Below are 25011 nucleotides of genomic sequence, written 5' to 3'. Positions count from 1 at the left end.
GCCCGGGAGCGGCCGAACGGCTGTGAGACCAGGCCGGCCCCCACAGCACCCGCGGTGAAGGACCGTCCACCCCAGAGATGTCAGGGAAGGGCACGATGAACGACACCTACGCGTACGGCCTGTGGCCCCTCGTCATCTTCAACACGCTGTTGCTGGTGGTCTTCGCGGGCAGCTTCTTCCACCCGCGCACCGGGCGGGACTGGCGGGTGCTGGGCGGCTTCTCCGCCTTCGCGGTGGCGCTGTTCACCGAGATGTACGGCTTCCCGCTCACCGTCTACCTGCTGTCCGGCCCCCTGGGAGGCTGGTTCCCCAACCTCGGGTTCAGCCACTCCCAGGGCCACCTGTGGAATGACCTGATCGGCTGGAAGGGCGACCCGCACCTCAGCCCGTTCCACCTGGCCAGCTATGTCGTGATCATCGTCGGGTTCGCGCTCATCGCCTCCGGCTGGAGGCACCTGTACGCCGCCCAGAAGGCCGGCCGTCTGGCCGCCTCGGGCCCCTACCGGCGCATCCGGCACCCGCAGTACAGCGGGTTCCTCGCCATCATGGTCGGGTTCCTGCTGATGTGGCCGACCCTGCCGACGCTGGTGATGTTCCCCGTGCTCATCTGGGTCTACCGGCGCCTGGCGCTGCGGGAGGAGGCCGAGGTCGCCGCCCGGTTCGGCGCCCGATGGGAACGCTACGCGGCCAAGACCCCCCGTTTCGTCCCGTCCCTGCGCCCCCGGTCACCCGGCCGGCCCGCACACCGGCCGACCCGCGGCCCCCGCGAGGAGAGCCCGGAGGTGGAAGACGTACCCGAGGTGCCCCGTACGACGACACGATCGCGGACCGGAGGCACGTGATCCCTCCCGAAGCCCCGCGTCGGATCCGCCGTCCGTTGAAGGGAGTTGGCGATGTCCGAATACATTCTGGTCGTCCTGATCCTGCTGGCCTGCCCCGTCGGGATGGGCCTGATGATGTGGTGGATGCAGCGGTACGCGCGGCAGAACCAGCCCCGGCAGCGCACTGCCACCCCCACAGCCCTCGGCGCCACGGAGGTGGAGGTCGTCCGCCTGCGCGCCGAGATCGACCAGCTCAAGGCCGCCCACCGGGAAGCATCCGAGTCCGGCGGCCGTCAGCCGCAGGACCCATGAGTTCACGCCCTGATCACTGATATGCCGCGGCCCGGCCGGGACTTGAGTCCCGGCCGGGCCTCTCCGTGCGGCGATCCCCGGGGCCGCTCGGCGGGCGGGGGTCAGGCCGTGAGGCGGGCCTTGTAGTCGCCCGCGCGTGCCACGGCCGAGACCAGGGCGTCGGCGTCCACGGCGGCGGTCTCTTCCAGGCGGACGGTGGTGCGTTGGGTGCGGAAGTCGGTGCCGGCCGAGCGGACGCCCGGGAGCTCCTCGAGTTCGTCGTCGATGAGCAGGCCGCAGCTGGTGCAGTGCATGCCCTCGATGGCGAGGACCACCTGCGGGCCGGTCTCGGTTTCAGTCTTGGTCTTGCGGCTGAACAGGCTCACTTCGGGTTCTTTCTACTGGAAGGTGATGGTGCCGGTGTTCATGCCCATGGCGCAGGTGAATCGGAGCGTGCCGGCCTTGCGGGTGCCCAGGTCGACCTTGGTGTCGCCGTCGCGTTTGACGATCTCCTGGACGCCGAGTTCGGGGATGGTGAAGGCGCGGGCGCAGCCGCCGGAGTCCTTGCCGTGCAGCACGAGTGTGGTGGGCACCCCGGCCTTGGCGGTGAACTTCGTGGGGACGTAGAAGTCCGTCACGGTCAGGGTGACGGTCTGCTTGCCGGAGGCGTCGATGCGCACCGGCCCGTCGGCGGCCGGATTCCTGTCCGCTGCTGATGTCTCGTCGCCATCGGCTCCGGCCGCGGCGGCCGGGGTGCCGCCCGGAGTGAGGTCGAAGGTGGCCCAGCCGCCCGCCTGGAGCCCTGAGGCCACCGTCCAGGCGGCAACTCCCAGCACCACGACACCGGTGAGGACGGCCAGCTTGCCGGAGAGCGCCCGGCTGGTGCGGCGGAACAGGTAACCCAGGGCGGCGAACAGCGGTGCGGTGCCGATGACGAATCCGGCCATGATCGCGGCCCCGGCCACCGGGGAGCCGGAGGTGATGGCGATCAGCTCGACCGACAGGGTCACCCCGCAGGGCACCAGCACGGTGGCGAAGCCGATCAGGGCCGGGGTGGCGATCGAGTCGGTCTTGGCGCTGCGCCGCAGCACCCGGCCGAACGAGGCCGGCGGCCTGGGCACCAGGCGGCCCACCGCCTTGACGCCGAACAGGTCGAGGGCGAACAGCAGCATGAGGGCCGCGGCCGTCAGCATCAGCACGGCCCGGGCCCGGGGACTGGGCTGCAGGGCGTCGCCGAAGACGCCGAGCAGCGCGCCGAGCAGGGTGTGGGAGGCGAGCTTTCCGGCGAGGAACGCTCCCACCGGCACGAGGGGCCGGGGTTCGGCCGGGCTACCGGCGCGGTCATTGACGGCGGCCCGGGGCTCGGGGCGGGCCCGGCCCGCGGGCGTGGACGGGTCGGCGGACTGGCGGCGGGTCACCGCACCGGCCAGCAGGCCCCCTTGAACGGCGGCGCACGAGGCACCCCCGGCGAACAGTCCGGTGGAGGCACCGGTGATGAGCAACGCGACAGACGACGGCATGCGTCGGGACTCCTGGATACGGGAGGGCGGCGCGCGTACGTGGGCGCGCCGAAGTCGGACGTGGGGGCATCCTGATCCCGCGGGCTCACGCCCGGCGGGAGGGCTCCGTCACGTCCGGGAGACGCACAGCCGGTTCAGATCGGGGGGTGGGGCCGCCACCGGGGGCGGGGACAGCCCGGTCCGGACCTCCCATGGCCGTACGGGGACGGCGTCGTGCGGCCCGTCGGCCGGGCCCAGGGCGACCGAGGCGGCAGAAGCCGGTGCGGCCGCCGGGCGGCTGGCGTGGTCGGCGGTCGCCGGGCAGTGGTCCTCCATGCCGGTGGGACCGGGAATGGCCTGGGCCGTCTGCCCGGAGGTGTCGCGCTGGTGCGCCTGTTCCATCGGGGCGGGCATGGTCATGGCCGCGCGGGCGGCACCGGTCAGACAGAACGTGAGCGCGCACGCCAGCAGCACCCTGGCCCACAGCCAGAACACCGGACCCACCCGCGACAACATGATCAGCATGCTAACGGCTCCCGCCACGGCGGGACGGACATCGCGGAAGTTGGCAGCCGCCGATCGAGTCCCCCAGCTCGCCGATCAGCAACGCCCGACCCCGGTGACGTGCAGCAGCCCGACAAAGACGAATACTCCGCCGCCCAGCCACGTCAGGGCCTGGGCGCGGCACCCGGCGAAGTCCACGCCCCGCATCGACGTGCGGCGGGCGAGGGGGAAGCGCGGGAACGGTATGCCGATGCCCGGCGCAGGCAGGAAGGCCAGGACCGCGCCGGGCCCGGCGGAGCCGTGGGGCCGGCGGCGGCGCGGGCTTGGACTGGGAGTCAGACGCCGGCATAGGAGTGCAGGCCGGTGATGAAGATGTTGACGCCGTAGTAGTTGAAGACGAAGGCGGCGAAAGCGCCCAGGCCCAGGATGGCGGCGCGGCGGCCTTTCCAGCCGGCGGTGGCGCGGGCGTGCAGGTAGGCGGCGTAGGCGACCCAGGTGATGAAGGCCCAGGTCTCCTTGGGATCCCAGCCCCAGTAGCGGCCCCAGGCGGCCTCGGCCCACACCGCTCCGGCGATGATGGCGAACGTCCACAGGGGGAAGACCAGCGCGTTCAGCCGGTAGGACAGCTTGTCCAGGGTGGCGGCGCTCGGCAGTCGCTGCGCGAGTGCGGCCAGCCGTCCCGGTTCCATGCCCTCTGCGGCGGCCCGTTCCCAGCGGTCGCGGAAAAGGTAGAGCCCGGTGGCCACGGCCGCGGTGTGGAAGACGCCGCCGGAGATGATCGCGGCGGAGACGTGGATCCACAGCCAGTACGAGTGCAGGGCGGGCACCAGCTGCGCGTCGTCCACGTACAGCACGGTGACGGCGAGGCCGAGGGTGAGCAGGACGGAGAAGGTGACGGGCAGGCCGAGCCAGCGCACCGGCTTGCGGGCGGCGAGCAGGCCGAGGTAGGCGCCGGTCGCGGCCAGGGCGAAGGCGGTGGAGAACTCGTACATGTTGCCCCACGGGGGCCGGGCCACCGACCAGGCCCGGGTGAGCACGGAGGCGAGGTGGAGCAGGAAGGCGAGGGCGGTCAGCGAGATCCCGATCCGGCCCAGCAGATCGGACCGCCCGTCGGCGTCCGCGCCGCCGGGGCCACCCGTCGCGGGCTGCGCGGGAGTGTCCCTGGTCTTCTGGCTGGTGGCGGGCCGGGGCAGCACCGCGGTGGCCGCGCCGGTGCCGGTACGGCTGGCGGCCGTGGTGCGGGCGGCGGGCGCCTCGGTGGCGGCCTGGGCGGAGAGTTGGGCGATGCGGCCGCGGCTGCCGAAGGTCCACTCGGCGCAGTGGGCGAGGAAGGCCAGCAGGTAGACGGCGATGGCGGAGTGGATCAGCCAGCTGCTGAGCTGGTCCAGGGTCTCGTTCGTGAGGGAGGTCGGATTCACGGTTGCTCCTGAAGCTGCTGCTGGTGCGGCGTGGCGGAGTCGTTCGGGGGGAGGGTGCGGCGCAACTCCGTTGCAAGCGTGGCCACTTCCTCGGCCAGGGCTGCGGATGCGGTCCGGTCCAGGCCCGCGATCTCGATCTCGCTGCCCGTGCCGGGGGCCGGCCGGACGCGGATCCACAGGCGGCGCCGGCGGATGAACAGCGAGGCGGTCAGGCCCAGTCCGGCGAGGACCGAGCTTCCCAGCGCCGTGCCGTTGCTGGGGTTGTGGGCCACCTGGAAGCTGGCCCATTCCTTGAGTCCGTCGAAGGTGAGCGAGCCGGCGCCGCCTGGCAGCGTCATGCGGTCGCCGGGCCGCAGGGCCTGGGCGAAGGGGGAGCCGTCCTTCTTGGTGAACTGGGTCATCCGGCGGGTGTCGAGCTGGTAGACGCTCTGCGGCACGCCCGCGTCCAGGCCGATGTCTCCGTGGTAGGCGGTCAGTACGAGGACCGGGTTGTCGGCCCCCGGATAGATCGAGGACCAGCCGCCCGCGGAGAGGTTGACGGTGGGCAGGAACAGTCCGGTGAACCCGAGCTGGTCGGGTTTGCCGTTGCGGTCGCGGGCGTCGGGTGCCTTGATCACGCCGGTGGAGCGGATGAAGGAGTCCTGGGGCAGGAAGGGCACCGCCCCGGACCAGGCGATGTCGCCCTTTCCGTCGCGGACGGTGACCTGGGGGGCGTAGCCGTGGCCGACCAGGTAGACCTTGCTGCCGTCCACCTGCAGGGGGTGGTTGACCCGGATGGTGACATCGCGCCCGGGGCCGCCCGTGGCCTGGGTGTAGCGCACGCGGGCCTGGAAGGAGGTCGGGGTGCCGCGCTGCGGACCGGTGCGCTGGTAGGTGCCGGAGAAGTCGTTCAGGCGGAAGCCGAACGGGGTCAGATCGTCGTCGGAGACCAGCTTGCCGGGCTGGAAGTCGTCGTACTGCGTGGCCGTGTTGGTGAAGCTGTCGCCCTCGACGACGAGGACCTGGCCCGTGGTGCTGAACAGGCCGCCGACGGCCAGCGCCACGAGGAGCCCGAAGAGCGCGAGGTGGAACAGCAGGTTCCCGGCCTCGCGGAGGTAGCCCTTCTCGCCGGCCACCCCGCTCTCTCGTGGCGGACGGTCCGTGCCCTCGTCCGGCTCGCCGCTCTCCACCCGCAGCCGGAAGCGCCGCGTGCGCAGCGCCCGCGTGGCGGCGTCCAGCGCCTCGTCGGGAGGGCAGGCGCTGGTCCACCGGGTGTGCTCCGGGAGGCGGTCGAGCCTGCGGGGCGCGGCCGGCGGCCTGGCCCGCAGTGACCTGACGAACTGCGCGCAGCGCGGCAGGATGCAGCCGCCCAGTGAGAGGAACAGCAGCAGGTAGACGGCCGCGAACCAGGGCGAGGAGTAGACGTGGAAGAGCCCCAGCTTCTCGTAGACGGGGGTGAGGTCGGGGTGTTTGGCGCGGAACGCGGCGGCCTGGGCGGCCTGGCTGGAGTCCTGCGGCACCAGGGACCCGGGGATCGCGGCGAGGCTGAGCAGCAGGAGCAGGACCAGCGCGGTGCGCATCGAGGTGAGCGTGCGCCACATCCAGCGCAGCCAGCCGAGGAGGCCGAGCCGGGGGCCGGAGGGCTCCGCGGCGTCCTCCCGCGGTGCGCTGGACATGCCGGCGCTCAGTGTGTCCGAAGGATCCTGCGCGGAGTGCGGGCCGCTGCCCAAGGGCGCGGTGTCCGGCCGGGAAGAACGGGACGGGGTCCGCATGCCGCTCACCGGCCTTCCACGATGACAGGGGCGAGCATGCCGAGGATCTCCCGTTCGCTCAGCGCCCCGAGCGCGCGGACCGCGATCCGCCCCTGACGGTCGATCACCACGGTGGACGGGACCGCCTGCGGCAACAGGGAGCCCTTGAAGCGCAGCACGAGCTTTCCCTGAGGGTCGGAGAAGCTGGGGTACGTGATGCCGTAGCGCCGCTCGAAGTCCTTCGCCGGCCCGGTCGACAGGTCGCGGGTGTTGATGCCGAGGAACTGCACACCCTGGCTCTTGGTCTTCTCGAAGGCGCGCTTCAGATTCGGCGCCTCGGCCTTGCACGGCTCGCACCAGGAGCCCCACACGTTCAGCAGCACCACCTGGCCGCGATAGTCGGACAGCCGCAGCGGCTTGCCGTCGAGGCTCTTGCCGGAAATGTCCGGGGCCGCCGCACGCCGCCCGGCCGGGATCGCGGTGATGGCCCCGGCGCCCGCCGGGGACGCCGTCGCGCTGCCGGAGACACCGGCCGTGTCCGGGCTACGGCCGACGGCCGCTCCCGGCGCCGACGTGCACCCGGCGAGCAGCAGTCCCGCCCCAACCCCTGCCCCGGTCACAACTGCATACCGTCGGCCGCGCAGGGGCGTGTCCACCGATGTCGTCGCCGACCGCCCCGCACTCCTCCGAAACATCTTAGGAGACATGGAGGGGAGTGTGACACGGGCCGCCGCCCCGCCTGCGACCGCCCCCTCGGACCGCGAGCGGGGATCACCGGGGCCGACAGGGAACCGCCGATCCGCTACCGTCGTCCCCTAAGGAGATTAGGGATACCTACTGTGGAGGATCTGCCCATGCGACGGCAACTGATGGAGCGCCTCGGCGCCGTACGAAGGGGCGCTCGCCGGACGCCGGTGCAGGCCGCCGCCCTCGCCGCGGTCGCCGCGGTGACCCTCGCCGCCTGCAGCGGCACGGGGAACGCGGCGAGCGGACACGCCGCGGCCACGGCGACGACCGACCCCGTCTCCATCACCGTGAAGCCGGACGCGAGCGGCACCCCCGCATCGCCCGGCAGCAAGGTGACCGTGCGTGCCAACGGCGGAAAGCTCTCCGAGGTGAACGTGAGCGCCGCCGACACCGACGCGTTCGCCGGGGCGCTGTCGACGGACAAGCGCACCTGGACCTCCTCCGCCCTCCTGGCCCCCGCCACCCGGTACACCGTGCTCGCCCGCGGTGAAGGGTCGGACGGCAAGCCGGTGACCAAGAAGAGCACCATCACCACCGCCGCCGCGCGCGACACCTTCGTCGGCGAGTACAGCCCCGACAAGGGCACCACGGTCGGTGTCGGCATGCCGGTGTCCATCACCTTCAACAAGCCCATCCGCGACAAGGCGGCCGTCGAACGCGGCCTCACCGTCACCTCCACCCCCGCGGTCGAGGGGGCGTGGAACTGGATGAAGGACCGCGACGGCAAGGACCGGATCGACTACCGGCCCAAGGCGTACTGGAAGCCCGGCACCAAGGTGACCCTGGGGATGTCGCTGTCCGGCGTGGACGCGGGCGGCGGGGTGTACGGCACGCAGCAGCGCCTCGCCCATTTCCAGATAGGCAAGGCGGTGGTCAGCACCGCCGACGTGAACAAGAAGACCATGACCGTCACCGAGAACGGCAAGGTGATCAAGACCCTCCCCGTCTCCACCGGCAAGACGGGCTTCGAGACCTGGAACGGCACCATGGTGGTCCTCAGCAAGGTCCCCAAGATCCATATGGACTCGAAGACCGTGGGCATATTCGGGCCCGAGGCGTACGACCTCGGTGAGGTCGACTGGGACGTCCAGCTCACACCCTCGGGCACCTACGCCCACGCCGCCCCCTGGAACGAGGGCAAGTTCGGCCGCGTCAACGGCAGCCACGGCTGCATCGGCATGAGCACCGCGGACGCCAAGTGGTGGTACGAGCACGTCCGCCTCGGCGACCCCGTCACCGTCGTGGGCTCCAAGGACACCGTCGCCACCAACAACGGCTACGGCGACTGGAACGTCGACTGGGCCACCTGGAAGGCCGGTAGCGCGCTGTCCTGAGCGAGGCGCCGGGGCATACACATAGGTATGGCGAGGGAGTGCGAGGCACGGGTGCGGCGCAGCTGGAACCGCGACGCGCCCTGGTACGACGGCTGCATGCGGCCTTATGACCGGCTCCTGGTCGGCGACGGCCGCTCCTGGGCCGGCGCGCAGGCGAGCGGCACGGTCCTGGAGGTCGGCGTCGGCACCGGGCTGAACCTGCCCCACTACCCGGCCGGGGCCGAAGCGGTCGGCATCGACCTGTCCCCGGGAATGCTGGCGCGTGCCCGGCCGCGGGCGGCTACCTGCCCGGCGGCGGTGACCCTGGTGGTGGCCTCCGCGGCGGCGCTTCCCTTCCCGGACGCCCGCTTCGACACGGTGGTGTGCACGCTGGCCCTGTGCTGCATGCCCGACGACCGGGCCGCGGTCCGCGAGATGCACCGGGTGCTGCGGCCCGGAGGCCGCCTGGTGCTCCTCGACCACATCCTCGCCACCGCCTTCCCCGTACGGGCCCTGCAGCGCCTCGTCGTACCGCCGCTCCGGCACCTCTCCAGCGCCTACCGGCCAGGCCGACCCCTCCTCCTGGCCGAGCGGACGGGGTTCACCGTGACCCTGCGGGAGCGGTACTGCCTGGGCATGATCGAGCGCCTGGTGGCGGTCAAGGAGCCCGTACTGACCGGTCCGCGCCGGAAGCGGCCCGGGCCACGTCTGGCACGGCGGCGGTGTCCCCCGGCGTGTCCGCGCCCGGCGCGGGTCAGTGGTCCGCGGCCCGATGACTGGCGGCGCTCCGTGAACGTCCTGCGGCCCGTGCGGGCGTGCAGCGTGCCGTGGTGCTGTCGTAGGGCGTTGGTGAGCCGCAGGCAGGCCTCCGGCGCGGTGTCCCCCGGCTGCCGCAGGACTCCACTCGTACGGAGGAATGAGCATCCGCCTGGACCGAAAGGCCTTAGGGGATTAGGTAGCGTGCCGGAGTGTGACCGCGTCGCGACACACGGTCGCGAACCGTCATTGATCCGAAAGGTGTCCCATGACCAGACGACTTCTCGCCCGTACCGGTGTTCTCGCCGCGACCGCCCTGGCCGCCTCGGCCGGATTCACCGGGCTCGCCCAGGCGCACACTCCCGCGACGGCCGCGATGAGCGGATGCACCGGCATGGCCTCGCGCATGCCCGCCATGACGTCGGCCATGCCCATGCATATGGCGGCAATGGGTCGGCTGGGTGTCCGCTCGCCCGTCCAGGCGCTCGAGCGCGCGGCGGCCTTCGAGGCGCACCGGACGTCCGTTCGTGACACGGAGTGCTGCACGTGCTGCCGGGACGGAGCGCCGACCCGGCGCGCCGAGGACTGCCGGTGCTGCGACGCGTCGCACGCCGCCCACCGCACGTCGGCGCGGGCGACCGCACCAAAGGGGTGCTGCAAAGACATGAACAACGCCTGAGCCGAGCGAGGTGCACTCAGGGGCCGTGGTCGTGGCCGGCTGGGCCACCTGTCGAAGATCGACAGGGAACCGGAAGGTCGGCACCGGCCAAGCTCATCGGCCTGATCGGCTCCACCCGCAGTTCGAGCCGGCCCCACCCGCCCTCCGAGCTGTGCGCCACGCCGTACCACGGTCAACTTCCCTCTGCCGTACGACGCGTCACGCAGTCGGGTGAGCCGCGCTCACCAGCTCCTGGGCGACTTCGAGGATGGCCCTGCGCTTCTCCTCGGGGTCGCCCTCGACGTCTTCCAGGGCGAACACCCCCGCGTGCATCGCGACCAGGGCAGTGGTGCAGCGCACACGGGCGGTGAGGTCCGCGCTGCCGTCGCACAGCAGGCGGATCATGGCGAGCATCCGGTCCCTGAACGCCTCGCCCACGCCGAGCTCGCGGATCGTCGCCTGGTTCTCCTGCATGAAGCGGAAGAGGACGATCGCGTCCTGCACGGCCAGGCTGTAGCGGGCGAGCAGCTCCCTCTTCGTGTCCAGTGTTCCGAGCTGCCTCTTCCCCCACTCGATCAGCTCGTCGACCGGCCGCCCGAGGTCGTCGAAGAGGCTGACGAGGATGTCTTCCTTGGCCTTGAAGTGGTAATACAGCGCCGCCTTGGTCACGTCGAGATGCTCGGCGATCTCGCGCAGCGAGGTCTTCTCGTACCCGTGCTCGGCGAAGAGTTCCAGGGCCACGTCCTGGATGCGCTGACGGGTGTCGCCTCTGCGGCCCATGGTCCTCTCCTGCCGTCTGCTGAGACCTGACGATTTCCGAATTGGCGACCGGCCGGTACTGGCGCTCCTTCCTGAGTATTGCGAACGCGAACAAATGCGCCGACGCGGCCGACCCGGGCTGCAGCCGCCGGGGAGCGAGCGGACACGGATCACCGGGGACGGGCCGGCGTCACAGTGGGAGCTCGTAGCCGCTGATCCAGGTCTGCATCTGCTGGATCAGCAGGCTCCACAGCCCGGAGACCTGGGCCACGCCGACCAGGACCAGCAGGGCGCCACCCAGGCGCAGCACCGCGCGGGCGTGGCGGCGGGCGAAGTCGAAGGCGCGCAGGGACTTGCCGAGGGCGAGGGTGAAGAGCAGGAACGGGATGCCGACGCCCACGGCGTAGAGGAAGGCCAGGAAGGCGCCGCGTCCGGCGGAGCCGGTGGTGATGGACAGGGAGAGCACGGCGGCGAGTGTGGGGCCGATGCACGGGGTCCAGCCGATGCCGAACATCACACCCAGCACGGGCGCGCCGGCGAGCCCGGCGCGTGGGGTGAAGCGCGGTTTGAAGGTCCGCGACAGCAGCGGGACGCGCTCCAGGGCGCCCATGAACATCAGGCCCAGCACGATGGTGAACACGCCCAGGACCCGGATGACGGTGTCCTGGTGAGCCAGCAGCACAGTACTGAGGGAACCGAACAGTGCGCCGTAGGCGGTGAAGACGGCGGCAAAGCCGAGGATGAACAGCGCGGTGCCCAGCAGCGCCCGGCTCCTGGCCCGGCCGCCCGGGGCGGACTGCGCCGCGTGGGCGTCGGCGGCGGTCATGCCGGTGGTGTACGAGAGGTAACCCGGAACCAGGGGCAGACAGCAGGGCGAGGCCACGGTGATCGCGCCCGCGGCCAGCGCGATGGGGGCGGCCAGCAGCAGGGATCCCGAGCCGATCACCTGGCTGATGTCAACGGACAAGGCGGCACCTTTCACTCATCCGGCGTGATGGTCACTCGCCCGGGGGCGATGGGTCGACACGAACCCTATCTCCTAGGTACCTTAGGTCCGAAGCTGCATAGGTGATCGTGGGCCCTCGGGCGCGCGACCTGCGGAAAGGTCTTATGGATGGGCGAGCTGCTGTTCGGGACGACGCTGCTGGCGTCATTCCTCGGCGGGATGGTGGCGCTGCTGGCGCCGTGCTGCATCTCGGTGATGCTGCCGGCCTACTTCGCCACCGGGTTCCGCTCCCGCGGCCGGGTCCTCGCGGCCACGCTGGCCTTCGGCGCCGGAGTGGCCACGGTGATCGTGCCGATCGGGCTGGGCGCCGCCGCTATCTCGGCCGTGCTGGTGCGCTACCACCTGTGGGTCTACCTGACCGGCGGGCTGCTGATGCTGGCCGGCGGGCTGGCGGTGATCGCCGGGTGGAAGCCGAAGCTGCCGATGCCGTCCGGGCGCGGCCCGCAGGGCGGCGGTTTCGGCGCCGCGTACGGGCTGGGGGCGTTCTCCGGGATCGCCAGCGCCTGCTGCGCGCCGGTGCTGGCCGGCGTCGTGGTGCTGTCCGGGGCCAGCGGTTCCTTCCTCGCGGCGTTGGGCGTGGGCCTGGTGTACGTGCTGGGCATGGTCGCTCCGCTGGTGGTGATCGCCCTGGCCTGGGAGCGCGGACACCGGGGTCCCGCCCGGGTGCTGCAGAGCCGCCGGGTGCGGCTGCGGGCCGGACGGTGGGAGCGCAGCCTGCCGCTGGGCGACCTGCTCGCCGGGGTGCTGCTGGTCGTCATGGGTGTGCTCACCGTCGCCCTCGGCGTCCGCGGCCCGGACATGGGCAGCTCGGGCTGGCGGGCCACCCTCACCGCCGACCTGCAGCATGCCGCCTCCGTGACCACGAAGGCGCTGTCATGGGTGCCCGGCTGGGCCGTGGCCGTCGTCGTCGCCGCCCTGCTGACGCTGCTGATCCGCCGCGCGCTGCGCCCGGCCGCCGGAGCCGAGTCCGAGTCCGACATCGAGTCCGATACGGCGACTCCCGCGGCCGACTGCTGTGAGGGCACCGGGACCTCCGCCGATACCGAACACCTCGCCTCTGCCACGGCAGGGGCCACCGACCCCAACCGCACCACGACGATGGAGACCCCCACTGATGGGCGCTGAGACCCGGCCCGGTGCACAGACCGGGCCCAAGCCGGGCACCAAGGCCGCGAACAAGGCCGCACGCCGTGACCACGCGGCCCAGATGCGCGAGCGCGAACGGCAGCAACAGCAGCGACGGCGGCTGCGCACCATCGCACTGGTCGTCGTCGCCGTACTCGCCGTCACCGCGGGCCTGTACGCGGTGTTCAACCGGTCCGAGAAGTCCTCGACCGCAGGCGGCTACGAGGTCGGCAGCCCCGGCATCGGCAAGACCGCGCCCGGCTTCTCGCTGGCCTCCAGCGCCGGCGGCACGCAGAGCCTGGCCGCCGCGCACGGCAAGACCGTGCTGCTGTACTTCCAGGAGGGCCTGAGCTGCCAGCCGTGCTGGGACCAGATCAAGGACCTCGAGAAGTCCGCGAAGCAGATCAAGACCGCAGGCGTCGACGAGATCCTTTCCATCACCAGCGACCAGGCCAACCTCGTCGCCCGCAAGGTCAAGGACGAGGGCATCACCACCCCGGTGCTCTCCGACCCCGACCTGAAGGTCTCCAAGGCCTACCAGGCCAACCAGTACGGGATGATGGGCGACTCCCGCGACGGCCACAGCTTCGTGCTGGTCGGCCCCGACGGGAAGATCCAGTGGCGGGCCGACTACGGCGGCGCCCCCAAGTACACGATGTACGTCAAGGTCGACAAGCTGCTCGCCGACCTCAAAGCCGGGCGGAAGTCATGACCGCAGCCCGCGAGATCACGCTGCTCACCCAGGCCGACTGCACGCTGTGCGAGCACGCCAAGCAAGTCCTGGCCAAGGTCGGCGCCGACCACCCCCTGGTCGTCACCGAAATCGACCTCGGCAGCGAGGAAGGCCAGAAGCTCGCACTCGACGCCGGAGTCCTCTTCGCCCCCGGGATCCTCCTGGACGGACAGCCCTTCGGCTACGGACGGCTCTCCGAACGCCGCCTGCGCCGCACCCTCAACAGCCCGACCCCTGCACCCCGCAGCACCGACAGGAGTTCCTCGTGAGTCAGTTCCTCTACGCCCTGCCCGCCCTCGCCTGCCCCGTCGGCATGGGCGCCATGATGTGGTTCATGATGAAGGGCAACCGCCAGCCCGCGCAGGACAAGACCGCCGGTCACGCGGGCTTCACGACCGATCCGCGTGAGCAGGAGGTGGACGCCCTGCGCAAGGAGATCAACGACCTGCGGGGCAGGGTCGACAGCCCCTCCGACGCGCCGGCGGAGCGTACGCGATGACCGCGTACGTCGTGCCGCTGCTGCTCACCGCGGCGGCCGCCGCACTCACGTACGTCTTCTGCGTCCGGCCCATGCTCAAGGGCCGCGGCTGCCACATGACGCCGCAGCAGTCGTCCTGCCACACCGCCTCGGACACCACTGACACGCGGCAGGACGCGCGGTCGACGGCGCCCGACGCCACGGACGCGGAGATCAAACGGCTGCGCGAGGAGGTCCAGCTGCTCCACCACGAGCTGGATCTGCGTTCCACCGAGGGCACGGTACGGCTGCAGAAGGATGAGTCACGCTGAACACCTCGGACATAGCCCCGCGGCGGTCCCGCATCCCCCGCCCCGCGGGGCCGTCGCGGCGCACGGCCATGACCGGGCTGCTGGCCCTGGCCACCGGCACCCTCACCGCCTGCGGCAGCCTCCAGGGGAAACAGAACAGTGCCGGATCCGGATCCCTGGGGGCGGCGAGGGGCAGCTCCTCGACGTACGTCAAACCAGGCGAACGCACCCTCACCCCCACCCTGAAGGGCACCACCCTGTCCGGGGAGCACGCCGACATCGCGACGCTGCGCGGCCACGTCGTGGTGATCAACGTCTGGGGGTCGTGGTGCGCGCCGTGCCGCAAGGAAGCACCGGAAATGGCCCGGCTCGCCAAGGAGACCGAGGCACTGGGCGTGCGGTTCCTCGGCATCGACATCCGCGACAGCAAGACCGCGGCGAAGGCCTTCGAGCGCAACTACGGCATCACCTACCCCAGCATCTACGACCCGGACAGCCGCACCGCGATCGGCTTCAAACAGCTGGCCCCCCGCGCCGTTCCCTCCACCTATATCCTGGACAAAACCGGCAAGGTCGCCGCCCTGTCGATCGGCCCCCTCACCTACCGCGGCTTCCTGCCCATCATCAAGGGCATCGCCGCCGAGACGCCCTGACCGCGCCTGTCTCACGCCAACCCACCCGCAGGAGCCCGCCGGTGACCAACCAGGAGTCGTTGCAGCATCCCCGGTTCGCGCGGACCTACCTGAAAATCGCGCGGGAGGCGGACCGCCGGGGCGGCGCCGAGCACCGGCGCCGCCTGCTGGACGGACTTACCGGCCGCGTCCTGGAGGTCGGCGCGGGACAGGGCCGCAACTTCCGCCACTACCCGGACACCGTGGACCACGTCGTCGCCCTCGAACCCGACGAGACCCTGCGAACGGCAGCCGAGCAGGCCGCCGCCACCGCCCCGGTGCCCATGACCGTCCGCGCCGGGCACGCCGGTGAACTGCCCGGCGAGGACGGGGAGTTCGACGCCGTCGTGTACTCGCTGGTGCTCTGCTCGGTCGGCGATCCGGCCGCGGCCCTGGCCGAGGCAGCCCGGGTCCTGCGCCCCGGCGGCCGGCTGCGCTTCTACGAGCATGTGCGCTCACCACGCCGCTGGGCCGCGCTGCTGGAAGACGCCGTCACCCCGCTGTGGCGCCGCGCCGCGGGCGGCTGCCACCCCAACCGGGACACCGAGGCCGCGATCCGGGCCGCCGGATTCACCATCGACCACGTCGACCGCTTCGGGTTCTCCTTCTCTCCCCTCGCCCCGGACACGACCCACATCATCGGCAGCGCCACCCGGCCGTGAGCCCAGACCAGGGCGCCTCCCCGTACCCAGAACGAGAGGCTGCGCGGATGAGTGACGGCGGGCAGGCCCGGTGGGGGCGCTGCAGCGGAGGGCGGGAATGAGCTCGCCGAGGTACGGGCGGTGTCAGCGGCCAGTACATACGGCGGTGCCCAGCACATCGTCAGCCTGTAGCCGAAGGCCGTGCCGCCGCGCTGGACTGCTGCCCCGCATCCCCGCGGACGCCCGCCAGGGCCGAGATGCACGGCAACAGGCCAGTGGTCAGCTTTCGGTTACGAAGCCACTCAGCGGGAACCGCTCTTGCCGACCGTCCACGACTTGTGCGGGAGGCCATCCGCCCTGCGGCTCACGGTCGCGAAAGCCCAGCTTCAGCTGTTCATATGCGATGGAGGTCGGCCGCTGCGGGAGGTCTCGCCCTGCCGGGCGTGAAGGACAACCGCGACCGGTTCGGCGCGCCCTGCTTCAGGGCTGAGCAGCCAAGACGCATCAATCGCAGGCCGAACGGATCCGGAGGCCCGAGGTGAGGGCCGGATGATGCTGGCGCGGTGTGCCGTTGGCCGCCTCGGAGACACGCAGTCGGGCGGTCGATCACAAGCTCTCGCAGCTGGCGGCTCTCCCGGCCGAGGTAGCCAAGGCCGGCTGGGAGCACAGCCGGGTGGCAGCCAGAGGCATGGTCCGGCATGAGGTTCGTCCATCCGGGCCAGAGCCCTTTCCTCGTACGTGGGGCGCGCGGAGCGGACGCGTTGACATGCCCCTTGCGCTGTCCCCTAGTAGTGGGAGGAAGAGGCGTTCCGTGTGACGCAGCGCCGCCACGCCCCGCGCGGCCCGGCCTGGCCGGCATGTTCCGTCCCTTCAGGAGCCTTTATGAAGCACCCCGTCATGGCGATTACCTGGGCAGTGGCCTCCGCTCTCCTCGTTGCCGTCTCCAGCGGCTGTTCAAGCAGCAGCAAGACGACGGCCCCGACCACCTCCCCGGCAACCACCGGCACGTCAGCGCCCGCCACATCCTCGTCCAGCACGGGCGCGACCGAGTCCACGGTCGCCGTCGCGTCCAGCAAGTACGGCCCGATCCTGGTCGACGGGAAAGGCTCGACCCTCTATCTGTTCGAGGCTGACACGTCGACGAAGTCGACCTGCGTCGGCACCTGCGCTGCCGCGTGGCCGCCGATGCTCGCCTCCGGCGCGCCGAAGGCCGCGAAGCACGCCAAGGCAACCCTGCTCGGTACGACCAAACGGTCCGACGGCAGCACTGAAGTCACCTATAACGGCCACCCGCTGTACTACTACGCGGGTGACACGAAGCCAGGCGACACCAACGGTGAGGAACTCAGCCAGTTCGGCGCCAAGTGGTACGTGCTCAACGCGGCTGGCGACAAGGTCGAAGGCGACTGACCGACGCATCCTCAGTCATTCGGGATGGAGACGGAGTGACGCACCGACGTACCGACACGCCGATGCCTCGCTCGATGCGGCCTCTCATACTGGCCCTGGGTGCGATCGCCGCCGTTGTCGCCCTGTACGCGTTTGGCCGGTCGCACACGCCCGACTACGCCAGCAGTCTGTCCTGGCGGCGCGGCAACAACGCCAACGAGTTGAAGGCGCAGCTGGGCAGCGCGCTGGTGAGGATCGCGCTCCAGTGATTTCGCCGTCCAGGGGCGGACTGCTCCAGCACCCGCTTCGTCGGGTGCTGGAGCAGTCCGCCCTCTCCGGTCAACTGCAGCCCTTCCGCTCGGGCCCGCTCAGCCGGCATCCCGACCAGTTGGTCGTCGACGGCCCAAGCTGCGGCAGCCGTCGCAGCTCCGACGACGCCTTGATCTCCGACTCGCGTACAACATCGGTCATCCGGTGTCACTCCAAGATCCAGTTCCGCCGGTTTGTTGTACACACCCGGCACAGGAGAGCTGATGGTGCCGTCGGCCCCCGTGTGGGTGGCCGAGGGTGGGTTGTCTTCGCCGTGTGTCGCCGGGCCGCCACTGCAACGGTGAGTCCACCGGCTCCTGCTGTCCCCGGCCCGCAGCACCCGCCAAGCGGAGGGCCCTGAGAAGGGGCAGACCGCCCGATCCCTTCGGGGCCGCCTCTATACCGCCTCCCTGCGCGTCAGGTGCGTGAAGGACAGCCAGCCCGGCAGCACCGGCAGCCAGAAGGTCACCAGCCGGAACAGCAGCACCGCCGGCGTCGCGGTCTCCTTGTCCAGTCCGGCCGCGATGAGACCGAAGGCCAACGCCGCCTCGACCGCCCCCACACCGCCCGGCGTCGGCGCCACGGATCCCAGCGCGTTGCCCGCGAGGAACACGACCGCGATGCTCGCGAAGCTCAGCTCGCCGCCGAACGCCCGGACCGAGGCATCCAGACTCATCACGAAGGCCAGCGTCAGCAGCAGCGCCCCGCCGATGCCGGTCAGCAGCTTCCGCGGCCGCTGCACGATGTCCAGCATCCGCGGCACCACGCCCGTGAACAGCGACCGCACACGCGTCGAGATGAACGTCCGCAGCGCGGGCACCGCCGTCACGACCAGCACCAGCACCGCGGCCGCCAGCAGCCCGGCGATCACCGTGCGGGACGGGGCCAGCGACGGGGTGCGTTCGGTCCCGGAGACGTAGCCGAAGACCAGCAGCAGGACGACGTGCACGCCCAGGTTCACCAGCTGGGAGGCGCCGACGCTTGCCACGGCGAGCCCCGGCCGTACCCCCGCGCGCTGCAGGAAGCGGGTGTTGAGCGCGACACCGCCCACCGCCGCGGGCGCCACCAGCTTCACGAAGGACCCGGCGACCTGGGCCAGCACCGTACGGGCGAAGGACACCTTCTCGGGGACGAAGCCGAGCAGGCCCAGCGCGGCCGCGACATAGGTCAGCGCGGAGAAGAGCAGTGCGCCGGCGACCCAGTACCAGTTCGCCTCGGCGATCACGTCCACGAAGCTGACCTGGGTGAGCGTGGAGAGCAGGAAGTACGCGGCGAAGGCGCCCGCGACGATGCTGACCAGCGTGCGTGGCCTGATCCGCTCCAGGCGGGCCGGTTCCACCGGCGCCTGCGGCCGGATCAGCAGGATCTGCCGCCGGATCCGGGCGAGCAGATCCTCCTCGCGGTCTTCCTCGATCGCCTCCTCGACGGCCCTCTTCTCGGCGAGCGTCTCGGCCCGCGTCACCGCGCGGCCCGTACTCCCGCGCGCCTCGTGCGCCGCCCGGGAGGCGGCCAGCACCGCCTCGCGTTCGCGCCGCGCCCGCGCCCTGGCGAGTTGCCGCAGCGCGGCGCGGGTGGTGCGGCTGAGCGCGATGGGCTGCAGCAGGGGCAGGCTGTCGGCGACCGCGTCCGGGCCCAGGACGTCCACGGCGGCGGCCACCGACCGCTCGGCGCCGACCCGCAGGCCGAGGGTGGCCAGGAGCTGGGCGATGTCCATGCGCAGCACCAGGTCGCCGGCCGCGATCTCGCCGCCGCGCAGATCGGTCAGCGCCACCGAGCCGGAAGGGTCCACCACCATCGCGTCGCCGACCAGCCTGCGGTGCGCGACGCGCCGCGACTGCAGCGCCCGCACCTGCCGCCAGGCGTCGCACAGCAGCTCGTCGGTGATCTCCTCGTCCGCCAGCGCGTCGAGGCTGCGGCCGCCGGTGTGCTCGTAGACAAGCATCACGGCGTCCGGGCCCAGCTCGGATGTGGCGAGCAGCCTGGGCACGTGGGCACCGGCCGCGGTGGCCGCGTACGCGAGCAGCGCCTCCTGCTCCAGGGCCTGGCGCAACGACCACAGGCCGCGGCGCGCGGCGATGCCCCGCAGCGTCAGGTTGCGCCACAGGCGGTAGAAGAAGCCCTGCGCCTGCTGCTCCCGGTCGACCACCGTGACGTCCAGCAGCGGACCGTCCTCCACGGTGACGACGTAGCGGCGGCCGCGCTCCTGGTGGCCGGCGTCCGCCGGCTCCTCGGCACGTAGGGCGCTGACCGGGGTGAAGCCGACCCGCCGCAGGCCCGCGAGGAGGTTCCGGCCGGTGGGCCGGATGTTCGGGAAGCCGACGGCATAGAGCGTGCCGGAGGCCACCGTCCAGCCGATCAGCACCGTGACGGTGATCGAGAACGGCGTGGCGAAGCCCCCGACGAGCACCGCGAGGACCTGCAGAGTCACCACGGCCCACAGCAGGCCCCGCCAGCGCGGGCGGCGGGCCATGCCGACCGCCGTCATATAGGCGATGACGGGGGCCAGATAGCCGTGCACCGGGTCGGTGAGGCCCCCGCCGGAGGTCTTCCTGGTGAGCGCCTCCTGGATCGAGCCGGGGGCGGATCCGGTCACCCACAGGTCGGTGGCGAGCGAGACCGCGTAGGCCAGGACGGCGGCGAGCACGCCGTCCGCGATGCGCAGTCCGTCGCGTTTGATCAGCCGCTCGACGGCGAAGGCGACGGGGACGATGAGGACGGCGACGCCGGAGGCGAACCCGGTGAACCGCGTCAGCAGGTCGGGCGCCTCCTCCGCGCCCCTGCCGATGTCCTGCTCCAGGCCCGCGGTGGTGCCGTGCGCGACGGCGGCGAGGGCAAGGACGACGGCGATGCCGAGCACGCCGAGCAGCACGTGCACGAGATCGGCGGGCCGATGCACGCGCGTGGGGAGCAGGGGCTCGTCCCCCAAGTCCCGGCCGGCGGGGGTCTCTTCGTCGCCGTCGCCGCAGGACGGAGCCTTGCCCTCCGGGTGTACGGCGTCCGGAGGGTGCCTGTCGGAGAGCTTGTCCGGGTGCCTGCCGGGCTCCGTGGTCTCCGGGCGCGACGGCCCGTCAGGGGCGCCGGGACGCTCCGCAGGCTCCGCGCCCCGCTGCTCTGCCGCGTCTCCTTGATCTCGCATCGCCGGTCACCGCTCGGCAGAGGGTGGCGCGGCCGAGTCCGCAGAGCACGACGGCGCGGCACCCGCCCGAATTCGCGGAGCGGGGTGTCCGAGGGGGCGCCGCCCGGATCCCGCCAGGGCTGGTGACGACGTACCGGGACGTGGCGGAGGGGCTGGGCAAGAGCGGCACCCGGCAGCTGCGACGGGGCATGCCGCGATGCGGCGGTGACGTCCCGTGGCGGCGCGGCGTCCGCGCCGGGTGGAGTCCGCCGCCCACGGGCGGCGCGCACGGCCCAGGGCCGTATCCCGGAGACCGGCATGTGCCGGGCGCGCTGGGACGGCGCCGATCGCGGCGCGCGCGAAGGAACTCATATCTGCATTCTTCCGCCATCAGGGGACAGAAAAGGTGGTCGACAGCTGGATGGGTATGCGGACAACCGGTGTCAGCCAAGGATGAGTGCCGCGAGCGCGGCCAGGAGCACGAGCAGCGCGGCGGCCGCGGTGAGCGGCCGACCGGTCGTCGTCTTGCGGGCTTCCGCGCGCAGCGGGAACAGCAGTTGCCGTCCGAAGGCGTAGGCGGCCATGGCGGCGACGAAGAGCGTGCCTGGGATGGCGGGGCGCCACGTCAGGTCTGCGGCGAGCGTCGCCGCGCCGAGGGTCAGGGCGAGGAGGGCTTCGATGAGCTGGGTGGGTACGCGACGGATCCCCACCCTGCGGTCGGATGACCACAGTCCCCATCGCGAGGTGGTGGGCCGTCCCGCGCAGCAGCCGCCCAGGAAGCATCCCGGCCGGGCTGTGGCCATGGCCAGGAACACCCCCGGTGCCGCCACGTCCAGCCACGTCCCCACCGGGATGCCCGCCGCGGCGACAACTGCGAGCGCGGTGCCGAACGCCCCTAGCAGGAAGCCCTGGATGCAGGTACCGGCGCCCACGAACTGCCTCAGGTGCCGGCGGTGTTGGACCATGTAGTAGGCCTTGGCGGTGAAGTAGCCCACCACGGATCCGGCGAGCGAGGCGAAGACCGCCGTCCCGGCGTCCAGTCCCGCCCGGGCGGCGAGCAGCCCCTGCACGACAACGGCGAGCGCCACACCGGCGGCGACCAGCGCCGGCCAGGCGAGCGGGCGCACGCCCGGGCCACGCACCAGCGGCGCCAAACGGGTCGAGGCCGTCACCTTCGCCGGTTCCAGCCGAGGTCCTGGCCGCGGGGCGCCGCTGCGTCCGGCAGGTGCGAGGGTGACCGGTGTCGCGGTGACGTGCCAGGTCCCCGGGTTGATGTCCGTCACCTTCGCGGTGACCGATATCCGGCCGCTGCGCGGGGTGATCCCTTCCACGGTCTCCACTCGCTCGAACCGGTCCCGCGCGTCCTTGCCGGGCCCACCACCGTCGCGGACCCCGGCAAACCTGATCGCCATCGTGCAGGGCCCGGAGCAGGTATCCGGTCCGGCGTCGAACCAGTACGTCACTCCCAGCCCGGGTACGTTCTCGGCAAGCTCCTCCCTCCAGGCCGCGCACCCGCCGCCCCGGACCTCGGCAGCCGGGGCCGCTTGTGTCCCAGTGGCCTGGGGTGCCGGGACCGGCACCGGTGGGGCACCCGTCGCGGAGGAGGCCGAAGCAGGCGCGGTCGACGGCGGCCACATGCCCGGGGGAAGTATCTGGTCCAGCGGCGGAAGCGTGATCCGTGCCTGAGGGGGCTCCGGCGTGGTCCGACTCGGGGCACCTCCCTGCTGGCCGGGCCTGCTGGTTGCCGGCTGCCGGATCTTGCGCTTGTCAGGCACCCGCTTACGGGACTTGGGCACGAGAACTCCTACGGTGTGAAGCTGAGTGTCGGCAGCGCCCCTGTCGTCGCGGCCGGCCGGCACTTCGCATCCGGTCACGGGCAGGGCCCCTTCCACCTGCGGCTATCCGCGTTGATCCATGCCGTCCATGCCGTGGCCGTTGTTCGGGGACCGGGTCGCGAAGGGTTCGGCCGCGGTCCGTCCGGCGGACGACGTGGCGAGGGCGGTGGTGTCGCCGCAGGGGCCGAGGCCGCCGAGCAGGGCGGTGGCCGCTGTCAAGCCACGCCGAAGGTCCTGCGCTTGATCCTGCCGTGGTCCCTTCCGTCCCGTGGCTCCTGGTGCGCTCGACGCTAGGAGCACGGCGTGAAGGACCGATGAAGTATCGATGTGCCGGCTCTGTGGCCTGAGCCGGGCCGCAGTGGGCCGCAGGCCTTTGGCGTCCGTACTCACATCCGGCCGTCACGTAGCAGCGGACCGGCCGTGACCAGCGAAAACATCTGTTGGATGGGGGCGCGGCGAAGGGATGACGGCGGTTCCCTCGCCGACGGTGCCGCCAATTGAACGTGCCAGGATGTCAGGACCTGACGGACTTCCCGCAGGGACAGGCCAGCCGCCTGGCAGCGGCGGAGGAACTGCAGCCGGTCGGCCGTCTCCGGGCCGTACTCGCGATGCCCGGTGGGGGTGGGGTGCGTGCCGGTGGCGGCAGGACGCCCGTGTCCTCCTGGAAGCGGATAGCGGGCCAGGCCGGCCGGCAGCAGCACGACGGGCACCGGTGCCCCGGGCCGCCGACGGCCGCCGGGATCGCGATGGGTGCGGCGATGGCCGTCTTCGGGCTGCCGCCGGTGGGCCTGCCCGGGCCGCTGCACCAGGCGGGCGTGACGGGGCTGCTGTGCGGCGGGACCCGCGGGGCACGCGCCGCGATACTCGGGCACTTCGGTGAGGCATGGGAGCCCAACCCGCTCAGCGTCGTCCTCATGGCGGGAGTCATGGAAGTCGTACGCGAGATCGTGGGCCGGCTGAGCAGGCGGTCGCTGAACGTGCGAGTGACGCGCGGCCGGGCTGTGGCCGTCGTGGGGCTGCCGCTCCTGGGCGCGACTGCACACCGACCGGCAGGCGTACCGGTCTGCTGCGCCTGGGCCCGCTGTGCGCGGTGGTGCCGTGGCCGCTGTCCGTCTTCGTCCTGCCCCGCGCGCCGTCGTCGCCGTGGCAGGTGCCGTGCGGCGACTCGGAGGCAGTCAGCGCCACCGCGTCAGGCCGAAAAGCACCAGGGCGACGCCGCCGATCTGCCCGTAGATGTGGTGCGGATCGAAGGGCAGCACAACGAATCCCACGATGTTGCCGAGCAGGCTGGAGGCGAAGAGCCCCAAGCCCAGGCAGAGCGCCGTCCACATGATCAGCCGGTCCCGGCGGTGTGCTGTCTCCGCGTTCCGGACGGTTTTGGACCTGGCCATGCCCTCACCTCGAAAACCTAAGCTTCATAGGTAATGGCGAAGGTATCAGAGACCACGCTCGCGCCGGAGCGGGAGGTCACACGGTCTGTACGGGGGTGACCGGTGCGTCCTGTACGGCGGTGACCGGTGCGTCGGGCAGCGGGCAGGTGGTCATGCCGGTCGCGGCGACCGCGGGCTGGGCGGCCAGGACGAACGGCAGCGCCAGCAGGGCGCCCGCCGCCAGTGCCCCGCCCCAGGCGACTGCCCGGCGCAGCGGTCGCTGCGGGGCCAGCAGTCGCCGCACCCGGCCGGCCACGTGCCCGCCGGACGCGGCCAGCGAGGCCGCGGGCGTGCCCGCCCCGGCGAGTTCCACCAGCGCCCCGGCCAGCGTCATCGTGTCGGTGCGGGTCGTGGCCGCGTCGTCGGCGGCCAGCTCCACCAGCCGGCGGGTTTCCTGGGCTGCCGTGCGGAACAGCGGCAGCCGGGGGAAGGCCCGCTCCAGGGCCTCGGCCCAGGCCAGGATCAGGTGGTGGCGCTGGCGGATGTGGGCCTGCTCATGTGCGATCACCGCCTCCAGTTCGCGCGGCCGCAGCGCGGCCAGCGCGGCCGATGTCAGCACGATGCGGTGGCCGTATCCGGGCAGGCAGTACACCGCCGGCCGGTCGTCGTCCAGCACGGTGACGCCGAGATCGGCACGCGTGCGGCCGACCATCCGCAGTACCGCGGCGTGCTGGTCGCGTTCCCGGCGCGCCTGCCACAAAGCCGCCGCCAGGCACCAGCCGACGCGAGCGACCACGACCAGGGCCAGCACCGTGCCGGAGGCGGCGGCCGCCGCGCCGCCCGGGGCGGCGTACTGGGCCCGCAGCGCCATCACGCACGCCTGCAGCATCGCCGCGAGGTTGGCGCTCACCGGCACCGTGGGCACCGCGAGCGCCAGTCCGGCCAGCACGACGGAGACGATGACGGTGGCGGTCAGCGCCTGCCAGGCCCAGATGGCCAGCTTCGGCGCCCGCGCCGCCCAGTCCGTGCGGGCCAGCAGCACGGGCCCGAGCACCGCCAGCACGGCGGCGTAGCCGAGCAGCAGCAGGGCAACCCTCATGACCGGCCTCCCACACTGCGTACGGCGAGCGCGGCCCGCAGCTCGGCCACTTCCCCGTCGTCCAGTTGCTCGAACAGCCGTACCAGGGTCGCGGCACGGTCCGCGCCGGTCGCCCACACCTGGTCGATCAGCGTGGCGGCGTACTCCTCACGGTCCTTGGTGGCCTGGTAGCGGAAAGCACGGCCGTCCTTGGCGCGGGACAGCCAGCCCTTGCGGTGCAGGATCTCCATCACCGTCTGCACCGTGTTGTACGCCAGCTGCTGCGGCCGCTCACGGTTCAGCTGATCCAGTACCTCGCGCACGGTCAGCGGCCCCTCCGCGGCCCACACCACATCCATGATCGCCTGTTCGAGCTCGCCGAAGCCCCGCATCCCGGCCGCCTCCTCCCACGAAAACCTAAGCGCCATCGTACGTGCCGCCCAGGGGTCGGCGTCCAGGCACGCGGGGAGCGTGC

At 72.0% G+C, this 25011-nt stretch carries 28 protein-coding genes and 1 pseudogene; 14 read left to right on the top strand and 15 right to left on the bottom strand.

The window, feature by feature from the left end; translation table 11 throughout:
* Positions 1 to 95: 95 nt before the first annotated feature.
* Both OG440_RS39440 and OG440_RS39435 read left to right on the top strand, forming a co-directional pair.
* Positions 96 to 842 carry an isoprenylcysteine carboxylmethyltransferase family protein gene (locus OG440_RS39440; RefSeq protein WP_331753164.1) on the top strand — a complete coding sequence of 249 codons (747 nt, stop codon included), beginning with the start codon at positions 96 to 98 and terminating at the stop codon, positions 840 to 842.
* Between the two features lie 51 nt (positions 843 to 893).
* Entirely contained in the window at positions 894 to 1133 is a 240-nt protein-coding gene (locus OG440_RS39435; RefSeq protein ID WP_331753162.1) for a hypothetical protein, read from the top strand.
* A 101-nt stretch (positions 1134 to 1234) separates the two neighbouring features.
* On the opposite strand, the gene OG440_RS39430 is transcribed toward OG440_RS39435, so the two are convergent.
* From OG440_RS39430 to OG440_RS39405, 6 genes are all read right to left on the bottom strand, one after another.
* Positions 1235 to 1498, bottom strand: coding sequence for a heavy metal-associated domain-containing protein (locus OG440_RS39430; RefSeq protein WP_331753160.1), 264 nt, complete (start codon positions 1496 to 1498; stop codon positions 1235 to 1237).
* Positions 1499 to 1510: 12 nt separating this feature from the next.
* A complete protein-coding gene (locus tag OG440_RS39425; RefSeq protein WP_331753158.1) occupies positions 1511 to 2632 on the bottom strand; it encodes a sulfite exporter TauE/SafE family protein in 1122 nt (373 codons plus the stop codon).
* 108 nt (positions 2633 to 2740) lie between these two features.
* The gene (locus OG440_RS39420; RefSeq protein ID WP_331753155.1) at positions 2741 to 3136 is read right to left on the bottom strand and encodes a hypothetical protein; all 396 of its coding nucleotides are present in this window, start codon (positions 3134 to 3136) and stop codon (positions 2741 to 2743) included.
* A 314-nt stretch (positions 3137 to 3450) separates the two neighbouring features.
* On the bottom strand, positions 3451 to 4533 hold the full coding sequence (ccsB, locus tag OG440_RS39415) for a c-type cytochrome biogenesis protein CcsB (protein WP_331753153.1): 1083 nt from the start codon (positions 4531 to 4533) through the stop codon (positions 3451 to 3453).
* On the bottom strand, positions 4530 to 6188 hold the full coding sequence (locus tag OG440_RS39410) for a cytochrome c biogenesis protein ResB (protein WP_331753151.1): 1659 nt from the start codon (positions 6186 to 6188) through the stop codon (positions 4530 to 4532). The genes ccsB and OG440_RS39410 overlap by 4 nt, the downstream gene beginning before the upstream one ends.
* A gap of 101 nt (positions 6189 to 6289) precedes the next feature.
* Positions 6290 to 6883: a TlpA disulfide reductase family protein gene (locus OG440_RS39405; protein WP_331753149.1), complete on the bottom strand. Its 594-nt coding sequence runs from the start codon at positions 6881 to 6883 to the stop codon at positions 6290 to 6292.
* A gap of 234 nt (positions 6884 to 7117) precedes the next feature.
* Here OG440_RS39405 and OG440_RS39400 point away from each other — a divergent pair, with 234 nt between their 5' ends.
* The 3 genes and pseudogenes from OG440_RS39400 (at position 7118) to OG440_RS39390 (ending at position 9758) form a co-directional block, all read left to right on the top strand.
* Entirely contained in the window at positions 7118 to 8344 is a 1227-nt protein-coding gene (locus OG440_RS39400) for an Ig-like domain-containing protein (protein ID WP_331753147.1), read from the top strand.
* Positions 8345 to 8371: 27 nt separating this feature from the next.
* Positions 8372 to 8920: pseudogene (locus tag OG440_RS39395) on the top strand (class I SAM-dependent methyltransferase); the annotation flags it as partial.
* A gap of 427 nt (positions 8921 to 9347) precedes the next feature.
* The gene (locus OG440_RS39390) at positions 9348 to 9758 is read left to right on the top strand and encodes a hypothetical protein (protein WP_331753521.1); all 411 of its coding nucleotides are present in this window, start codon (positions 9348 to 9350) and stop codon (positions 9756 to 9758) included.
* Positions 9759 to 9956: 198 nt separating this feature from the next.
* Here OG440_RS39390 and OG440_RS39385 read toward each other — a convergent pair whose 3' ends face one another.
* Together OG440_RS39385 and OG440_RS39380 are read right to left on the bottom strand one after the other, a co-directional pair.
* Entirely contained in the window at positions 9957 to 10517 is a 561-nt protein-coding gene (locus tag OG440_RS39385) for a helix-turn-helix domain-containing protein (RefSeq protein WP_331753145.1), read from the bottom strand.
* 169 nt (positions 10518 to 10686) lie between these two features.
* On the bottom strand, positions 10687 to 11463 hold the full coding sequence (locus OG440_RS39380; RefSeq protein WP_331753143.1) for a cytochrome c biogenesis protein CcdA: 777 nt from the start codon (positions 11461 to 11463) through the stop codon (positions 10687 to 10689).
* Positions 11464 to 11610: 147 nt separating this feature from the next.
* Here OG440_RS39380 and OG440_RS39375 point away from each other — a divergent pair, with 147 nt between their 5' ends.
* From OG440_RS39375 to OG440_RS39335, 9 genes are all read left to right on the top strand, one after another.
* On the top strand, positions 11611 to 12627 hold the full coding sequence (locus OG440_RS39375; protein WP_331753141.1) for a cytochrome c biogenesis CcdA family protein: 1017 nt from the start codon (positions 11611 to 11613) through the stop codon (positions 12625 to 12627).
* Positions 12617 to 13339: a peroxiredoxin family protein gene (locus tag OG440_RS39370; RefSeq protein ID WP_331753139.1), complete on the top strand. Its 723-nt coding sequence runs from the start codon at positions 12617 to 12619 to the stop codon at positions 13337 to 13339. Before OG440_RS39375 ends, OG440_RS39370 begins: the two co-directional genes overlap by 11 nt.
* A complete protein-coding gene (locus tag OG440_RS39365) occupies positions 13336 to 13629 on the top strand; it encodes a glutaredoxin family protein (RefSeq protein ID WP_331753137.1) in 294 nt (97 codons plus the stop codon). The genes OG440_RS39370 and OG440_RS39365 overlap by 4 nt, the downstream gene beginning before the upstream one ends.
* Positions 13626 to 13859 (top strand): hypothetical protein, encoded by a 234-nt coding sequence (locus OG440_RS39360; protein WP_331753135.1) that lies wholly within the window; start codon positions 13626 to 13628, stop codon positions 13857 to 13859. Before OG440_RS39365 ends, OG440_RS39360 begins: the two co-directional genes overlap by 4 nt.
* The gene (locus OG440_RS39355; RefSeq protein ID WP_331753133.1) at positions 13856 to 14149 is read left to right on the top strand and encodes a hypothetical protein; all 294 of its coding nucleotides are present in this window, start codon (positions 13856 to 13858) and stop codon (positions 14147 to 14149) included. Before OG440_RS39360 ends, OG440_RS39355 begins: the two co-directional genes overlap by 4 nt.
* Positions 14150 to 14217: 68 nt before the next feature.
* Positions 14218 to 14781 carry a TlpA disulfide reductase family protein gene (locus OG440_RS39350; protein ID WP_331753131.1) on the top strand — a complete coding sequence of 188 codons (564 nt, stop codon included), beginning with the start codon at positions 14218 to 14220 and terminating at the stop codon, positions 14779 to 14781.
* 41 nt (positions 14782 to 14822) lie between these two features.
* On the top strand, positions 14823 to 15461 hold the full coding sequence (locus tag OG440_RS39345) for a class I SAM-dependent methyltransferase (RefSeq protein WP_331753129.1): 639 nt from the start codon (positions 14823 to 14825) through the stop codon (positions 15459 to 15461).
* An 861-nt stretch (positions 15462 to 16322) separates the two neighbouring features.
* A complete protein-coding gene (locus OG440_RS39340; protein WP_331753127.1) occupies positions 16323 to 16850 on the top strand; it encodes a hypothetical protein in 528 nt (175 codons plus the stop codon).
* Positions 16851 to 16924: 74 nt separating this feature from the next.
* Positions 16925 to 17098, top strand: a complete 174-nt coding sequence (locus tag OG440_RS39335) for a DUF6529 family protein (RefSeq protein WP_406011621.1) — start codon at positions 16925 to 16927, stop codon at positions 17096 to 17098.
* A 437-nt stretch (positions 17099 to 17535) separates the two neighbouring features.
* Here OG440_RS39335 and OG440_RS39330 read toward each other — a convergent pair whose 3' ends face one another.
* The 7 genes from OG440_RS39330 to OG440_RS39300 form a co-directional block, all read right to left on the bottom strand.
* The gene (locus OG440_RS39330; protein WP_331753125.1) at positions 17536 to 20274 is read right to left on the bottom strand and encodes a lysylphosphatidylglycerol synthase transmembrane domain-containing protein; all 2739 of its coding nucleotides are present in this window, start codon (positions 20272 to 20274) and stop codon (positions 17536 to 17538) included.
* Positions 20275 to 20696: 422 nt separating this feature from the next.
* Entirely contained in the window at positions 20697 to 21665 is a 969-nt protein-coding gene (locus OG440_RS39325) for a prolipoprotein diacylglyceryl transferase family protein (protein WP_331753123.1), read from the bottom strand.
* A 486-nt stretch (positions 21666 to 22151) separates the two neighbouring features.
* Positions 22152 to 22307 carry a hypothetical protein gene (locus OG440_RS39320; RefSeq protein WP_331753121.1) on the bottom strand — a complete coding sequence of 52 codons (156 nt, stop codon included), beginning with the start codon at positions 22305 to 22307 and terminating at the stop codon, positions 22152 to 22154.
* A gap of 167 nt (positions 22308 to 22474) precedes the next feature.
* Positions 22475 to 22789, bottom strand: coding sequence for a MerR family transcriptional regulator (locus OG440_RS39315; RefSeq protein WP_406011647.1), 315 nt, complete (start codon positions 22787 to 22789; stop codon positions 22475 to 22477).
* A 474-nt stretch (positions 22790 to 23263) separates the two neighbouring features.
* Positions 23264 to 23479, bottom strand: a complete 216-nt coding sequence (locus OG440_RS39310) for a hypothetical protein (protein ID WP_331753119.1) — start codon at positions 23477 to 23479, stop codon at positions 23264 to 23266.
* A 76-nt stretch (positions 23480 to 23555) separates the two neighbouring features.
* Positions 23556 to 24557, bottom strand: coding sequence for a M56 family metallopeptidase (locus OG440_RS39305; protein WP_331753116.1), 1002 nt, complete (start codon positions 24555 to 24557; stop codon positions 23556 to 23558).
* Positions 24554 to 24928, bottom strand: a complete 375-nt coding sequence (locus tag OG440_RS39300; protein ID WP_406011646.1) for a BlaI/MecI/CopY family transcriptional regulator — start codon at positions 24926 to 24928, stop codon at positions 24554 to 24556. Before OG440_RS39300 ends, OG440_RS39305 begins: the two co-directional genes overlap by 4 nt.
* Between the last annotated feature and the right edge of the window lie 83 nt (positions 24929 to 25011).

The sequence above is a fragment of the Streptomyces sp. NBC_00637 genome (assembly GCF_045161545.1).
GTDB lineage: Bacteria > Actinomycetota > Actinomycetes > Streptomycetales > Streptomycetaceae > Streptomyces.
This window is presented reverse-complemented; position numbering and strand designations above follow the sequence as displayed.

Bases quoted from the DNA above. Each gene is read 5' to 3' on its own strand.
- OG440_RS39350 (WP_331753131.1), top strand. From the start codon at position 14,218: ATGACCGGGCTGCTGGCCCTGGCCACCGGCACCCTCACCGCCTGCGGC.
- OG440_RS39440 (WP_331753164.1), top strand. From the start codon at position 96: ATGAACGACACCTACGCGTACGGCCTGTGGCCCCTCGTCATCTTCAAC.
- OG440_RS39355 (WP_331753133.1), top strand. From the start codon at position 13,856: ATGACCGCGTACGTCGTGCCGCTGCTGCTCACCGCGGCGGCCGCCGCA.
- OG440_RS39385 (WP_331753145.1), bottom strand. From the start codon at position 10,517: ATGGGCCGCAGAGGCGACACCCGTCAGCGCATCCAGGACGTGGCCCTG.
- OG440_RS39420 (WP_331753155.1), bottom strand. From the start codon at position 3,136: ATGCTGATCATGTTGTCGCGGGTGGGTCCGGTGTTCTGGCTGTGGGCC.
- OG440_RS39310 (WP_331753119.1), bottom strand. From the start codon at position 23,479: ATGGCCAGGTCCAAAACCGTCCGGAACGCGGAGACAGCACACCGCCGG.
- OG440_RS39425 (WP_331753158.1), bottom strand. From the start codon at position 2,632: ATGCCGTCGTCTGTCGCGTTGCTCATCACCGGTGCCTCCACCGGACTG.
- OG440_RS39305 (WP_331753116.1), bottom strand. From the start codon at position 24,557: ATGAGGGTTGCCCTGCTGCTGCTCGGCTACGCCGCCGTGCTGGCGGTG.
- OG440_RS39390 (WP_331753521.1), top strand. From the start codon at position 9,348: ATGACCAGACGACTTCTCGCCCGTACCGGTGTTCTCGCCGCGACCGCC.
- OG440_RS39365 (WP_331753137.1), top strand. From the start codon at position 13,336: ATGACCGCAGCCCGCGAGATCACGCTGCTCACCCAGGCCGACTGCACG.
- OG440_RS39400 (WP_331753147.1), top strand. From the start codon at position 7,118: ATGCGACGGCAACTGATGGAGCGCCTCGGCGCCGTACGAAGGGGCGCT.
- OG440_RS39410 (WP_331753151.1), bottom strand. From the start codon at position 6,188: ATGTCCAGCGCACCGCGGGAGGACGCCGCGGAGCCCTCCGGCCCCCGG.
- OG440_RS39335 (WP_406011621.1), top strand. From the start codon at position 16,925: ATGCGGCCTCTCATACTGGCCCTGGGTGCGATCGCCGCCGTTGTCGCC.
- OG440_RS39340 (WP_331753127.1), top strand. From the start codon at position 16,323: ATGAAGCACCCCGTCATGGCGATTACCTGGGCAGTGGCCTCCGCTCTC.
- OG440_RS39370 (WP_331753139.1), top strand. From the start codon at position 12,617: ATGGGCGCTGAGACCCGGCCCGGTGCACAGACCGGGCCCAAGCCGGGC.
- OG440_RS39375 (WP_331753141.1), top strand. From the start codon at position 11,611: ATGGGCGAGCTGCTGTTCGGGACGACGCTGCTGGCGTCATTCCTCGGC.
- OG440_RS39325 (WP_331753123.1), bottom strand. From the start codon at position 21,665: ATGGCGATCAGGTTTGCCGGGGTCCGCGACGGTGGTGGGCCCGGCAAG.
- OG440_RS39435 (WP_331753162.1), top strand. From the start codon at position 894: ATGTCCGAATACATTCTGGTCGTCCTGATCCTGCTGGCCTGCCCCGTC.
- OG440_RS39300 (WP_406011646.1), bottom strand. From the start codon at position 24,928: ATGCGGGGCTTCGGCGAGCTCGAACAGGCGATCATGGATGTGGTGTGG.
- OG440_RS39330 (WP_331753125.1), bottom strand. From the start codon at position 20,274: ATGCGAGATCAAGGAGACGCGGCAGAGCAGCGGGGCGCGGAGCCTGCG.